The 13,576-nt window shown below is 72.5% G+C and carries 14 protein-coding genes; 7 read left to right on the top strand and 7 right to left on the bottom strand.

Translation table 11 applies throughout. The features are described from left to right. Positions 1 to 240 precede the first annotated feature (240 nt). The 6 genes from ACFPP6_RS32515 (at position 241) to ACFPP6_RS32490 (ending at position 5,318) form a co-directional block, all read left to right on the top strand. Complete coding sequence (locus tag ACFPP6_RS32515) at positions 241 to 1,170, top strand: hypothetical protein (protein ID WP_382049945.1); 930 nt, start codon at positions 241 to 243, stop codon at positions 1,168 to 1,170. 109 nt (positions 1,171 to 1,279) lie between these two features. After that, positions 1,280 to 1,711 (top strand): GntR family transcriptional regulator, encoded by a 432-nt coding sequence (locus ACFPP6_RS32510; protein ID WP_382049943.1) that lies wholly within the window; start codon positions 1,280 to 1,282, stop codon positions 1,709 to 1,711. Positions 1,712 to 1,766: 55 nt separating this feature from the next. Next, positions 1,767 to 2,675, top strand: a complete 909-nt coding sequence (locus tag ACFPP6_RS32505; protein WP_382049941.1) for an ATP-binding cassette domain-containing protein — start codon at positions 1,767 to 1,769, stop codon at positions 2,673 to 2,675. Continuing rightward, a complete protein-coding gene (locus ACFPP6_RS32500) occupies positions 2,672 to 3,652 on the top strand; it encodes a transporter (RefSeq protein WP_382049939.1) in 981 nt (326 codons plus the stop codon). Before ACFPP6_RS32505 ends, ACFPP6_RS32500 begins: the two co-directional genes overlap by 4 nt. A gap of 121 nt (positions 3,653 to 3,773) precedes the next feature. Beyond that, on the top strand, positions 3,774 to 4,559 hold the full coding sequence (locus tag ACFPP6_RS32495; protein ID WP_382049937.1) for a class I SAM-dependent DNA methyltransferase: 786 nt from the start codon (positions 3,774 to 3,776) through the stop codon (positions 4,557 to 4,559). Positions 4,560 to 4,586: 27 nt separating this feature from the next. Beyond that, positions 4,587 to 5,318 (top strand): VIT1/CCC1 transporter family protein, encoded by a 732-nt coding sequence (locus ACFPP6_RS32490; RefSeq protein WP_382049935.1) that lies wholly within the window; start codon positions 4,587 to 4,589, stop codon positions 5,316 to 5,318. A gap of 374 nt (positions 5,319 to 5,692) precedes the next feature. On the opposite strand, the gene ACFPP6_RS32485 is transcribed toward ACFPP6_RS32490, so the two are convergent. Both ACFPP6_RS32485 and ACFPP6_RS32480 read right to left on the bottom strand, forming a co-directional pair. Further along, positions 5,693 to 6,787, bottom strand: coding sequence for a P1 family peptidase (locus ACFPP6_RS32485; RefSeq protein ID WP_382049933.1), 1,095 nt, complete (start codon positions 6,785 to 6,787; stop codon positions 5,693 to 5,695). A 13-nt stretch (positions 6,788 to 6,800) separates the two neighbouring features. Beyond that, positions 6,801 to 8,012 (bottom strand): low temperature requirement protein A, encoded by a 1,212-nt coding sequence (locus tag ACFPP6_RS32480; RefSeq protein WP_382049931.1) that lies wholly within the window; start codon positions 8,010 to 8,012, stop codon positions 6,801 to 6,803. Positions 8,013 to 8,098: 86 nt separating this feature from the next. Here ACFPP6_RS32480 and ACFPP6_RS32475 point away from each other — a divergent pair, with 86 nt between their 5' ends. Beyond that, entirely contained in the window at positions 8,099 to 8,326 is a 228-nt protein-coding gene (locus tag ACFPP6_RS32475; protein WP_382049929.1) for a hypothetical protein, read from the top strand. Between the two features lie 22 nt (positions 8,327 to 8,348). Here ACFPP6_RS32475 and mscL read toward each other — a convergent pair whose 3' ends face one another. From mscL to ACFPP6_RS32450, 5 genes are all read right to left on the bottom strand, one after another. Further along, on the bottom strand, positions 8,349 to 8,822 hold the full coding sequence (gene mscL / locus ACFPP6_RS32470) for a large conductance mechanosensitive channel protein MscL (RefSeq protein ID WP_382049927.1): 474 nt from the start codon (positions 8,820 to 8,822) through the stop codon (positions 8,349 to 8,351). 148 nt (positions 8,823 to 8,970) lie between these two features. Further along, positions 8,971 to 9,822 carry an S-methyl-5'-thioadenosine phosphorylase gene (locus ACFPP6_RS32465; RefSeq protein WP_382049925.1) on the bottom strand — a complete coding sequence of 284 codons (852 nt, stop codon included), beginning with the start codon at positions 9,820 to 9,822 and terminating at the stop codon, positions 8,971 to 8,973. A gap of 91 nt (positions 9,823 to 9,913) precedes the next feature. Further along, positions 9,914 to 10,234 carry an FmdB family zinc ribbon protein gene (locus ACFPP6_RS32460; RefSeq protein WP_382049923.1) on the bottom strand — a complete coding sequence of 107 codons (321 nt, stop codon included), beginning with the start codon at positions 10,232 to 10,234 and terminating at the stop codon, positions 9,914 to 9,916. Between the two features lie 66 nt (positions 10,235 to 10,300). Beyond that, complete coding sequence (locus ACFPP6_RS32455; RefSeq protein WP_382049921.1) at positions 10,301 to 11,572, bottom strand: MFS transporter; 1,272 nt, start codon at positions 11,570 to 11,572, stop codon at positions 10,301 to 10,303. 214 nt (positions 11,573 to 11,786) lie between these two features. Then, positions 11,787 to 13,352 carry a potassium/proton antiporter gene (locus ACFPP6_RS32450; RefSeq protein ID WP_382050037.1) on the bottom strand — a complete coding sequence of 522 codons (1,566 nt, stop codon included), beginning with the start codon at positions 13,350 to 13,352 and terminating at the stop codon, positions 11,787 to 11,789. Between the last annotated feature and the right edge of the window lie 224 nt (positions 13,353 to 13,576).

Genomic DNA, 13,576 nt, shown 5'->3' with positions numbered 1-13,576 from the left:
ACGGTGCGCTTGAGCTCCGGGCTTCGGGGGGCGGAATCCGGGCGCTCTTTCTGAGGAATGGGGGGTGGGTTCAACCCACCCTCCCTCCCAACCCCGCCTATACCACGGCCTGTTCACTTTTCGTGATCGGGTTGCGACATCCTGTCGTCCCGGCCTGGCGTTCGCAGCAACAAACAACCCCGGTCAGGCGCGGTAACGCCTGCCGGGGTTTGACCAACGAGATCGATGAGGCTCGATCCCATGGCTGACGCCGACTCTAGCGCTGCCCAGCGCTCCCCGCACCCGCATCCCGCCGCCGCCCCCGGCTACGGCAAGCGCACCGCACCCGATCAAGCCCCCCGCCGCCGTGGCGACTTCGCCCACTTACGGGCGCGTGAGGCCTCCATCGCCGCTTTCGTCGACCGGCTTCCCGAAGGGGCCGCGATGGATGCGAAGACCCTGGCCGCGCACCTCGCCGACTACGGGCAGGCCGCCTGCCGTACCGCCCTGCGGCGGCTGTCGGAAGCCGGGCATCTGCGGCGGGTGACCGAGCGGATCAAGGGTGACGGCGGGAGCTGGCACTGGGTCACGCGGACCTATTTCTCCCGTACCGCCAGGGATGATGCCTGGTGGGAAGCCCTCCTTGCCGGTGGCGTGCCGTCGCAGGCCGTCGCCCCGCAGCCCGTGCCCCGCGCGCCTCGCCCCTCCCGTTCCCGCGTCTACCTCCTCCTCGCCTCCGTCGGCCGCGTCGACCCCCGTATGACCCTCTCTGCCGCCGAGTGCCAGTCCCTCGAAGCGCTCGCCTCACAATGGCTGGATCTCGGCGCCCGCGAGGAGGAGGTCGTACGGGCCCTCACCGTCGGGCTGCCGCCCGAAGTGCACAGTGCCGGGGCCCTCGCCCGGCGGCGGCTCACCGACAAGATGCCGCCCGAGCGGGAGCCGGAGCCGGGGCCGCGGCCGGGATCCGGGCCCGAACCGTCCTCCCGTCGCCCCCTCCGCATTCTCGAGTGCACCATCTGCCGTACCTCCGGCCGCCCCGAAGCCCTCCCCGGCGGGCTCTGTCGTGACTGTCGCGGGCTTCCCTCCCCGTACGCCGATTGCCGCTCCGACCCCGCCGAGATTCATCGCCGCTCCGACGGCATTCGGCGCGCCATGCGGGCCGTCATGCAAGCCACAGCCCTCCCCTCATAGGCCCCACGTAACCCACCGTCGCCCCCCGAACGCGCACCGTTCGGATTTGACGACTTCCGCACCCCCTCCGCATCATTCCACTAACACGTTAGTGAAACGAGGGTGCCGAATGATCGCGTTCCGGATCGACCGGCGCAGCGGCGTGGCCACCTACCTGCAGCTCGTCCAGCAGGTCAGGCAGGCGCTCCGCCTGGGCGTCCTGGAGCCGGGGGACCGGCTGCCGACGGCCAGGGAAGTGGTCGAGGCCGTCGCCGTGAACCCCAACACCGTGCTCCGCGCCTACCGGGAGCTGGAGCGCGAGGGGCTCGTCGAGCCGCGGCCCGGCCGGGGCACGTTCGTGCGGCGGTCCCTGTCGCGGACCGCCTCGGCCGGCGACTCGCCGCTGCGGGCAGAGGCCGTCGCCTGGGTGGCCCGGGCCCGCGCGGCCGGGCTGGAGCGGGAGGATGTCGCGGCGCTCGCCGCCTCCGTCCTCGATGAATCCTTTCCGCCCCCCGAGCTGCCACCTCCCTTCATCCCGGCCCCCCGGCCGCCGCAGAACTAGACAGACGCGCAGACAGACGCGCAGGCAAAACACGCAGACGCTGGAGGAAGACAACGTGACCGACGACCCCACCACCGCCCTCCGGGCGACGCGCCTGGGACGGAGGTTCCGCGGTGGCTGGGCGCTCCGCGACTGCGACTTCGCCCTGCCCGCCGGGCGGATCACCGCCCTCGTCGGCCCCAACGGTGCGGGCAAGAGCACCCTGTTCCACCTGGCCACCGGCCTGCTCCGGCCCACCGCGGGCGAGCTCCGCGTCTTCGGCGCCGAGCCGACCGGCCCGGACGCCCGCGACCGCATCGCGTTCCTCGCCCAGGACAAGCCGCTCTACCCCCGCTTCACCGTCGACGAAACCCTGCGCTTCGGCCGCGAGCTCAACCGCGACTGGGACGCGGCCGCCGCCGAGCGCATCGTCCGCGCAGGGAACATCCCCCTCGACGCCCGCGTCGGCGCCCTCTCCCAGGGCCAGGCCACCCGCGTCGCGCTCGCCCTCGCCTTCGGCAAGCGCCCCGACCTGCTGCTCCTGGACGAGCCGCTCGCCGACCTCGACCCGCTCGTGCGCATCGAGGCCATGGGCCTGGTCATGGCCGAGGTCGCCGACCGCGGCATCACCGTCGTCATGTCCTCCCACGTGCTCCCCGAGCTGGAGAACGCCTGCGACCACGTCCTGCTGCTCAAGCACGGCGCCGTACGGCTGGACGGGGACGCCCAGCAGCTGTGCGACGCCCACGTCCGCATCAGCGGGCTCGCCGACCCGTCCACGGACGACGGACTGCCGTCCGCGATCGACCGCGCCGGCGTCGTCGAGGCCACCGTCACCGGGCGGCAGGTGCACGCCCTTCTCCGTCACACCGGACCGATCCCCGGCGACCGGTGGATCGCCGAAAGCCCCTCACTGGAAGACCTCTTGCTCGCCTACCTGCGTTCCGACCGCACCCCCGTACCCGCCGCCGAGGCCGCCGCATGAAAGGCACCCTCTGGCTGGCCTGGCGCCAGCAGCGCGCCCTGATACTGACCGGCGCCGCCGTCCTCCTCGCCGTCACGGCCTGGGTCGTCGTCATGCGCATGGACATGACGGACTTCATCAGCAGTCACCACATCGACACCGCCGCCTGCAAGGGCTGGGACGGCGACTGCCAGGACGGGGCCACCGGCGAGGCGGCCCGCAAGCTGCTGGACGACAACTCCGGCCCCCTCCGCACCCTAGGCTCCCTCAGCACCGCCGTGCCCGTCCTCATCGGCATCTTCTGGGGCGCCCCGCTCATCGGCCGCGAGCTGGAGAGCGGTACGTGGAAGCTCGCCCTCACCCAGGGCGTCGGCGTCGGCCGCTGGTTCGTCACCCGCTTCGGCCTCGCCGCCCTCTGCACGGTGTTCGGCTCGGCCGTCCTCGCCGCGCTCGTCGCCTGGTGGTGGTCGCCGATCGCCAACATGCTCAACGGCCTCTACTGGCACGACGGCTACATCTTCAACGCCACCGGCCCCGCCGCCGTGGCCTGCGCCTTCTTCGGCCTCGCCGCCGGCACGGCCGCCGGCCTGCTCATCCGGCGCACGCTGCCCGCGATGGCCGCGGTGCTCGGCGCCGTCGTGGCCGTGCGGTTCGCGCTCAACAGCTTCCGCTCCGACTGGTTCGCGCCGCAGGTGTGGCTCAGCCAGGGCGACGCGCCCCGCCGGGCGATCGGCAGCGGCTGGTCGACCGGCGAGTTCGGCTTCGTCGACGCCGCGGGCCGCAAACACGCCATCGCGGACGCCTGTCCCTGGGGCGAGGGGCTGCCCGACCTCAAGACGTGCATGGCCCAGAAGGGCTTCACCGGCCGCTACCGCACGGTCTACCCCAGCAGCGACTTCTGGTCCTTCCAGTGGATCGAGACCGGCGTCTTCCTCGGCCTCGCCGCCGCCCTCATAGCCGTCATCTGCATCGTGCTGAAGCGTCGTCCCCTCCCGTAGCCCCCAGCCCCCAGCCCGTAGCCCCTAGCCCGTAGCCCGTAGCCCGTAGCCCCTAGCCCGTGGCCCCGACGTCCTTGCCGTAGCCCGCTCGCCGCCTCTCCTGACCACGGAGGTCCCGCCCGTGTCCTCGCGCAAAGCAGCCGCCCTGCTCAAGAACCGCAGCAACCTCTCCCACAAGGTCCGCTACGCGGTGACCCACCCCGCCCGCATCGCCCCCTACCTCAAGCGCACCGCCCGCGACGGCTGGCTCCGCCTCAAGCACCCCGACCACGTCGACTACTACCGCGCGGTGATGGCCTCCGACACCGCCCGCAGCCCCGAGGCAGCGGTCGGCAGCAAGAGCCACGACCGCTGGCTCGCCCTCGGCAGGATGCAGTTCGACTACCTCAAGGAGCACGGCCTCACCCCGGGCCACCGCATGCTCGACATCGGCTGCGGCAACCTCCGGGCGGGCCGGCTCTTCATCGACTACCTCGACGCCGGCAACTACTACGGCATCGACATCTCGCCCGACATCCTCATCTCCGCCAAGCGGACCCTGACCACCTACGGGCTCCAGGAGAAGCTGCCGCACCTCACCATCACCCAGAACCTCACCCTCGACTTCCTCCCCGACGCGCACTTCGACGTCGTCCACGCCCACAGCGTCTTCTCGCACTCGCCCATCGAGGTGATCGAGGAATGCCTGGCCCACGTCGGCCGGATCCTCGCCCCCGGCGGCTTCTTCGACTTCACGTTCGACCGTACGGAGGGCGCCGAACACCAGGTGCTCCGCGAGGACTTCTACTACCGCACCGGCACCCTCGTCGCCCTCGCCGAGAAGCACGGGCTGCAGGCGCGCTTCATGGACGACTGGGAGAAGCGGCCGCACGGACAGTCGAAGATCCGGGTGTGCCTGCCCGGGTGACCACCGGGTCGGTGGGAACCTCGGCTCGTGAGCCACGAGCCGCCTCCCACTGACCCCACCGACCACCACGAGCCGCACGAGGGCGCCCTCGGCAACCGCCTCAACCGGCTGCGGGCCGCCGTCCTCGGCGCCAACGACGGCGTGGTCTCCACGGCCGGCCTCGTCGTCGGCGTCGCCGGCGCCACCGACGCGCGCGGCACGCTGCTGACCGCCGGGCTCGCCGGGCTGCTGGCCGGGTCCATGTCCATGGCGGCCGGCGAGTACGTCTCGGTGAGCACCCAGCGCGACTCCGAGCAGGCCGCCCTCGCCCTGGAGTGCCGCGAGCTCGCCACCGCCCCGCAGGCCGAACTCGACGAGCTCACCGAGCTCCTGGAGGGCAAGGGGCTCACCGGCGGCCTCGCCCGCGAGGTGGCCGAGCAGCTCACCGAGCACGATGCGCTCCGCGCGCACGCCGAGGTCGAGCTCGGCATCGACCCCGACGAGCTCACCAGCCCCTGGCAGGCCGCCGGGGCGAGCTTCCTCGCCTTCACGGCCGGGGCGCTGCTGCCGCTGCTCGCCATCGTCCTGCCGCCGGCGCACCTGCGGTTGGCGGTCACGGTCGTGGCGGTGCTCGCGGCGCTCGTGTTGTGCGGGTGGGGGAGTGCGCGGATGGGGGACGCCCCGGCGGGGCGGGCCATGCTGCGCAATGCGGGTGGGGGTGCGCTCGCCATGGCGGTGACCTACGCGGCCGGTTCGCTGCTCGGCGCGGCCGGGGTGTGAGCGGGGCCCATGGCTCCGCGGTGCGGTGCGGTGCGGCTCCGCCGGGGGTACGGGGTGGCTTCGCCGGATGCGTGGTCCTTCGGCCGCGGGCCGTCCGTGGCTTGTCGCGCAGTTCCCCGCGCCCCTTATCGGGGCGCGTTGCTGCTGCGGGCCCCGTATCGGGTGCGAGAGCTCTGCCGGGGTCGGTAGACCGGGGCGCGTTGCTGCTGCGGGCCCCGTATCGGGTGCGAGAGCTCTGCCGGCGTCGGTGAAGCGGGGCGCGTTGCCGCCGCGGACCCCAGATCGGGCGCTCGACCTCAGCCGACTTCGGCAGCCCGCACGCCTCCCGCACGCACCCCGGCGCACCCCGCTCCCAGGCGCCCCCGCAGGCCCCGCTACCCGTACAGCTCCCCGTACGAAGGGAACACCCCGCCCGGCCCGTCCACCGACTCCGCCGCGAGCGCGCCCTTTGCCACCGCGCGCGTCACGACGTCCGCGCCCGCCGCCAGGATCTCGTTGAGCGCGCCGGCCGCCAGCAGGACGGCCGTGTCCCCGAAGACGTCCTCGGCCACCAGGGGGCGGTCGCCCGTGGCCAGGGCGAACACCGTGTCGCCGTCGTTGAGCAGGTGCACCGGGCGGATGGCGCGCGCCAGGCCGTCGTGCGCCGTGCCTGCGAGCTTCTGCGCCTGGGCGCGGGTGAGCGCGGCGTCGGTGGCGACGACCACCAGGGTGGTGTTCAGCGGCGGCCGGACGGACGCCGCCGAGCGCTTCGCGGACTCCTCCCGGGCCGCGGCCAGCCGCTTCTGCGCGGCCGCGCGCCGCTCCTTCTCCGGAACCTCCACGGCGCCCTCGTACAGCCGCCCGTACAGGAGGCCCGTCGCCGGATCGGCCACCGAGCCCGCGGCGTTGACGACCGCCAGCGCCGCGACCGTCGTCCCCGAGGGCAGCACGGCGCTCGCCGTGCCGACCCCGCCCTTGAGCCCGCCGGCCACCGCGCCCGTGCCCGCGCCGACGTTGCCCTGCGCGACGGGCGCCCCCACGTCCTCGCGGGCGGCGGCCTCGGCGGCCTCCCGGCCCAGCGCGGCGTCGGGACGGGCCCGCCAGTCGCCGCCGCGGCCGAGGTCGAAGAGGGCGGCGGCGGGGACGACCGGGACGACCTGCGCGGGGTCGGGGCCGACCCGGAAGCCGCGGCCGGAGTCCTCCAGCCAGGCCATGACGCCGGACGCGGCGTCGAGCCCGAAGGCGCTGCCGCCGGTGAGGACGACGGCCTCCACGCGCTGGACGAGGTTGCGCGGGTCGAGGGCGTCGGTTTCCCGGGTGCCGGGGCCGCCGCCGCGGACGTCCACGGCGGCCACGGCGCCGCCTTCCGCGGTGAGGATGACGGTGGTGCCGGTGAGTGCGCCGGGGCCGGTACGGTTCGCGTGTCCCACGCGGATGCCGGGGACGTCGGTGAGTGCGTCCATGGCCCCGGGGGCGGGTGCGTTCGTCATACAGCCATGCGTATCACGCCTCGGCGAGCGGCGGGTTCCTTGTGGACAACCAGACCCCCGTCACCACCGTCGCCGACGCCACCAGCCCCGCCAGCAGCACCGCGTTGCCGCCCGCGAACGTGCAGACCAGGACGGCCAGTGCGGACACCGGGAGCACCAACTGCTGGGCCGGGCCCCGCTTGTAGTGCCGGGAGTGGACCAGCCAGACCGAGAACATGAACAGCGCCCCGGGGACCGTCACCGTGCCCGACGCCGCGAACGTGGAGATGTGCGCCTTGCCGACGGCCTGCTCGATCGCCACCTCGATGCCCGCACCGATCGCGGCCGCCGACCCGAAGACGAGGTAGTGCCCGTAGCCCCACAGGAACGCCTGCCGGTTGGAGGCCAGGTGCAGGTGGATGGGGACGGCGAAGTAGATCCAGAACGCGGCGAAGATCAGCAGCAGGCCGCCCGCCGCCATCGGCAGCAGCTCGTCGAGCGCCTCGCTCTCCTCCAGCGCCGACTGCACGGCGACCGTGGCCGCCGAGACCGTCTCGCCCAGCACGATGATGGTGAACAGCCCGTACCGTTCGGCGATGTGGTGCGGATGCCAGGCCGTCTGCCGCGTCATCTCGGCGAGGGTCGGGACCGCCATCTCCAGGAGGGCCATCACCAGGAACACCCACGGCTTGGCGCGGTCCGGCAGGAACAGCACCCCCAGCCAGCCCACCTGGCACAGGCACACCCCGGCCGCGTACTTCAGCGCCGTGCGCCGCTCCGCACCCGTCGTGGAGAACGCGGCCCGCAGCCACTGCGAGACCAGCGCCAGCCGCATCACCAGGTAGCCGAACCACACCACCGAGAAGTCGCTGTCGTCGAACGCCCGCGGGATGCCCGCCGACAGGATCAGCACCCCGGCGATCTGGACCAGCGTCACCACCCGGTACAGGACGTCGTCCGTGTCGTACGCGGACGCGAACCAGGTGAAGTTCATCCACGCCCACCAGATGGTGAAGAACATCATCAGGTAGCCGAGCACGCCGTGCGCCGCGTGTCCCTCGGCCAGCGCGTGCACGAGCTCCCGCCCCGCGACGGCCACCGCCACGACGAAGCACAGGTCGAAGAAGAGCTCCAGGGGCGTGGCCGCCCGGTGCTCCTCCTCGCGCCCGCGGCCCGCCATCCGGCGCAGCACGGGGGAGTGCGGCGGTCCGCCGTCCGGCAGGGGGCGGGGCGCGTCCTCGCTCATGGGGCGATTCTCACCGCGTATGCCGCGGTGCGCGCGCGGGAACGGTACGGACGGGGGTGCCGGGCTCCGCCCCGTACCCTGGGCGTATGAGTGACACCGCCCCCGAGAACGGTCCCGAGGCCACTGCCGAAGCCGCTCCGGCGCCCGCGCCGCGGCCGCGCAACCCCGCGGCCGCCGCCCTGATCTTCGACGACCCGCTGTCGCAGCAGTCCTCGGACGACACCGACCGCGGCTGGGGCGAGCGGCCGGCCGGTGGCGGCTCCGCCGCGGACCTGGCCCGCTTCCTGGACGAGAAGCCGCCGCACCACATCTGAGGACGCGGGCGCCCGCCGGCGACTACCTCTGCGCCGGCACCGTCTCCGAGCCCGGCTCGCGCCGCTGCTCCACGAGCGCGTCGCGGATCTGCCGGAGCAGCTCCAGCTCGGTCTCCTTGGCCGGGGCCGCCGGCGTACGGGCCGCCTGGCGGTCCTGCCAGCGCTTCATCGGCAGCAGCATCAGGAAGTAGACGACCGCGGCCGTGATCAGGAACGTGAGGGTCGCGCTGAGCACCGAGCCCCACTGGATGAAGACGCCCTTGGTGACCTCACCGGCCGCGTTCTTGACGCAGGGGCCCTTCAGGCAGGACGCGTAGTGATCGAGGTCCTTCGTGCCGAAGGCCCCCACCACCGGGTTGATCACGCCCTTGACCACCGAGTTCACGATGTTCGTGAACGCTGCGCCGATGACGACGGCGACGGCGAGGTCTATGACGTTGCCCCGCATGAGGAACGCCTTGAACCCGCCGAGGACCCCGGTCTTGGTCGTCGTCACTGCACAGCCTTTCTCGCCCTGTCTCCGGCCGAATGCCCCGGGTGCCCCAGATACCCCGGATGTTCCGGACACTCTGGATGTTCCGGATCTTCCGGATGCTCTGAATGTTCCGGAATAGAGGATTCCATATTCGGCCGGGACCCCGTCATCAAGGCAGTTCGATACCCAGGTCCCAGCCCCGGTGCACGTCCGTGCACAGGCAGTTGCGCTCCTTGGTCTCCGGGAGGGCCGTGACCGCCGCGAAGAGTACCCCGCGCAGCCGTCCCACGTTCTCCCCGAAGACCCGCATGACCTCGTCGTGCGAGACGCCCTGGCCCGTCTCGGCGCCCGCGTCCAGGTCCGTGACCAGCGCCATCGAGGTGTAGCAGAGCTCCAGCTCGCGGGCGAGCACGGCCTCGGGGTGCCCGGTCATGCCGACGACCGTCCAGCCCTGGGCGGCGTGCCAGCGCGACTCGGCCCGGGTGGAGAAGCGCGGCCCCTCTATGACGACCATCGTGCCGCCGTCCACCACCGGCTCCCAGCCGTGCCCGCGCGCCACCGCGACCGCCACCGCGCGCCCGGTGGGGCAGTAGGGGTCGGCGAAGGAGGTGTGGACGACGTTGGGCACCCGGCCGTCGGGCAGCATCTCGCCGTCGAAGTAGCTCTGTGCGCGCGCCTTCGTCCGGTCCACGAGCTGGTCGGGGACGACCAGCGTGCCCGGCCCGTACTGCGGCTGCAGGCCGCCGACCGCGCACGGGGCGAGGACCTGCCGCACGCCCAGCGAGCGCAGGGCCCACAGGTTGGCCCGGTAGTTGATGCGGTGGGGCGGCAGGTGGTGGCCGCGGCCGTGGCGGGGGAGGAAGGCGACCTTCCGCCCGGCGAGCTCGCCGACGAAGAGGGAGTCGCTCGGCGACCCGTACGGCGTCATGACCGTGACCTCGGTCACATCCTCCAGGAAGGAGTAGAAGCCGGACCCGCCGATGACGCCTATATCCGCACGTGCACTGTGCATTTCGACCATGGGGGTCACCCTAACGGCGCGTCAGGGCATGCCACAGAGCCCTTCGCCTCCTGCGGGGAGGCGAAGGGCTCTGCGGAAGAACTGCGTCCGGTCAGGCCGCCGACGTGCCGGTGGCGGCCGTGGCCGACGAGGACGCCGAGGAGGCCGAGGACTTCGTGTCCGAGCTCTTCGAGGCGGACGACGAGGTCGTTGCCGAGGTCGTCGAGGGCTTCGCGGGCGAGCTGCTGGACGACGAGCCGCGGCTGTCGTTCCGGTAGAAGCCGGAGCCCTTGAAGACGATGCCGACCGCGGAGAAGACCTTCTTCAGGCGCCCCTTGCAGCCGGGGCACTCGGTCAAGGCGTCATCGGTGAACTTCTGCACCGCCTCGAGGCCCTCGCCGCACTCGGTGCACTGGTACTGGTAAGTCGGCACTTGCTCCTCCTGGCACTCTCACTCGTTGAGTGCTAACGACGATCCATACTGCAGTATTCCTGTCCGTCAGTCCACCGGGACGGGCTCACGGTGACCGACCCCACGTGCCGCGACGACCGACTCCGAGTGCGGGGTCAGCGCCTTCCGCAGGAGCAGCAGGACCAGCAGCGCGACCGCCGTACCGCCCAGCGGCACCAGGAAACCGGTGCTCGCGTCGTGGGCGTCGATCAGCCGCCCGCCCACGGTCGCGCCGGCCGCCTGGCCCAGGCCGACGGCGCCGGTCAGCCAGGTGAACGCCTCGGTGCGGGCGCCCGCCGGCACCAGCTTCTCCACCAGGGTGTAGCCGGTGATCAGCGAGGGCGCGATGCACAGGCCCACCGCCATGCCCAGGGCGCCGAGCAGGACCATGTGGTGCGCGGCCCACAGCGGCGTCGTGGCCAGCACCAGCAGCGGGTAGGCCAGCAGCAGGCGGCGCTGCGGGCTGGTCTTCCAGGCGATGACGCCGCAGGCGATGCCCGCGATCATGTTTCCGGCCGCGAAGGCGCCGTACATCAGACCGTTCAGGCCCGGGTCGCCCATCTCCTTGGTGAAGGCGGTCATCGACACCTGCATGCCGCCGAAGACGGTGCCGATGCCCAGCATGACGACCGCCAGCACCCGCACGCCCGGCACGGACAGCGCGGAGACGCGCTTGCCGGCCTCGGCGGCACCCGCCGCCGCGCGGCTCGGCCGCGGCTGCGTGCGCCGCTGCGAGGCGAACAGCAGACCGCCGGCCAGGGTCAGCACGGCCTCCGCGACCAGGCCGGCGGCCGGGTGGACGCCGGTGCACAGCGCCGTGGCCAGCACCGGGCCGATCACGAAGGTGAACTCGTCGGTGACGGACTCGAAGGCCGCCGCCGTCGACATCAAAGGCGAGCCGTCGAGCTTGCTCGCCCAGCGCGCCCGCACCATCGGGCCGATCTGCGGGGTCGACGCACCGGCCGGCACGGCCGCCGCGAGCAGCGCCCACAGGGGCGCGTCCGACAGCGCGAGCACCGTCAGCAGCGAGATCGCCGCGGCGTGCACGACGACGCCGGGGATCAGGACCGCGGCCTGGCCGAAGCGGTCCGCGAGCTTGCCGCTCTGCGGAGCGAACAGGGCCATGGCCACGCCCGCCGTCGCCGAGACGGTGCCCGCGGTGCCGTACGAGCCGGTGGTGTCGTTGACGAGCAGCAGGATGCCGATCGTCAGCATGGCGAACGGCTGCCGGGCCAGGAAGCCCGGCAGCAGGAACGTCCACGCACCCGGGGTGCGCAGCAGCTGCCCGTATCCGGGCCGTTCGTTGACCGTGGATGCCACGGCCCAGGCCTTTCCGCCGCCTGGTAGCGCGCCACCGGACGGCAAGCCGCCACGGAGCGCGCCGAGAGCTGTCCTCTCGCGCAGGACCGTGGTAGATGCCTTCCGGCCGCCTCGTGCGACCGCGGCCGCCGTGCGGTCGCGCCAGCCCTGCATCAGGCAGAGTTGGTTCGGTGTGAATCTGGGGAAAACTCCCGCTGGGAGCGGGAGTGAATGATTACTTCCTCTTTATCATACGGGGACCCTTGGATATGCCTATGGCCTTCGTCACAGAAGGGTCCGCGGGCGGCTCCCGGTGGTTCCCCGTCGTGCCCAGCCAGCCCGCCAGCTTGCCGCCCTCGCCGACCGCCCGCAGCCGCTTCTCGGTCGCGTCGCGCACGGGGTCCGTGGCCACGACGAGCAGCTCGTCGTGGCGGCGCAGCACGGTCGCGGGCTGGGGCACGAAGCTCTTGCCGTCCCGGACGACCAGGGTGACCGCGGCCCCCGGCGGCAGCCGCAGCTCGGAGATCTCCACGCCGTGCATCCGCGAGCCCTCGGGGATGGCGACGGACAGCAGGTGGCCGCGCAGCCGCTCCAGCGGCGCCGACTCGATGCCGAGGTCCTCCGGCTCGTTCTCGCCGAGGCGCAGGCGGCGCGCCAGCCAGGGCAGCGTCGGGCCCTGGACCAGGGTGTAGACGATCACCAGCACGAAGACGATGTTGAAGATCGTGCGGCTGTCCTTCACCCCGGCCACCATCGGGATGGTGGCCAGCACGATGGGCACGGCGCCGCGCAGCCCGGCCCAGGACAGCAGGGCCTTCTCCTGCCAGGGGGTCCGGAAGGGCGCCGTGCTCAGGAAGACGGACACCGGCCGCGCGACCATGGTCAGGACCAGGCCCACGACCAGTGCGGGGATGATGTCGTCGCCCAGCTCGTGCGGGGTGACCAGCAGGCCGAGCAGGACGAACATGCCGATCTGGGCGATCCAGCCGAGCCCCTCGGCGAAGCCCCGGGTGGCGGGCCAGTGCGGCAGTTTGGCGTTGCCGAGGATCAGGGCCGCGAGGTAGACGGCGAGGAAGCCGGATCCGTGCGCGAGGGCGCCGCCCGCGTAGGCGGCGGTGGCGATGGCCATCACGGCGATGGGATAGAGGCCGGAGGCGGGCAGCGCCACGTGCCGCAGGCCGTACGCGCCGAGCATGCCGAACGCGATGCCGACGGCGGCGCCGATCGCCAGCTCCAGGGCGATCTTCCCGAGCAGCAGGTACCAGTGCTCGACGGGGCCGGCCGCCGAGAAGGCGACGACGAGGATGACGACGGGGGCGTCGTTGAAGCCGGACTCGGCCTCCAGGACGCCGGTGAGCCGGGACGGCAGGGGGACGTTGCGCAGGACGGAGAAGACGGCCGCCGCGTCCGTCGAGGACACCACCGCGCCGATGATCAGGGCCTGCCGCCAGTCGACGCCCGCCAGGTAGTGCGCGGCCGCGGCGGTCAGCCCGACGCTCACCGCGACGCCGAAGGTGGACAGCACGGCGGCCGCGGGCAGCGCCGGTTTGATTTCGTGCCACTTCGTGCCGAGACCGCCCTCGGCGAGGATGACGACCAGGGCGGCGTAGCCGATCACCTGGGTCAGGCCCACGTCGTTGAAGGAGACGCCGATGCCGTCCTGGCCGATGGCTACCCCGATGCCGAGGTAGATGAGCAGGCTCGGCAGCCCGCTGCGCGAAGAGATGCGTACCGCCGCGACTGCGACGAGCAGTACGAGGGAGCAGATCAGCAGGAGTTCGTTGAGGTGGTGGACAGTCAGGGGCCGGTCCCTTCACGAGCGTCTTGCGACGAGTGTCTTGCCACGGACGACGGCCGGAACGTTCCTCCGGCCGAGGGGAACTTCATTTCCTCATCTAATATTTTACGGGTTCTTGACGCCTGCCGGCCTCGCGAGGGTGCCGGGAGGGATTGATCTCACTGCACGGTCCGGCATCCGCGTCCGGGCGCTCAGCGCCCTGCGCCTATGGTTGCTTCCAGCACTCC

Source organism: Streptomyces aureoversilis (assembly GCF_042657885.1).
GTDB classification, from domain to species: Bacteria; Actinomycetota; Actinomycetes; order Streptomycetales; family Streptomycetaceae; genus Streptomyces; species Streptomyces aureoversilis.
Note: the sequence above shows the minus strand (reverse complement) of the source record. Positions and strands in the feature narration are given on the sequence as shown.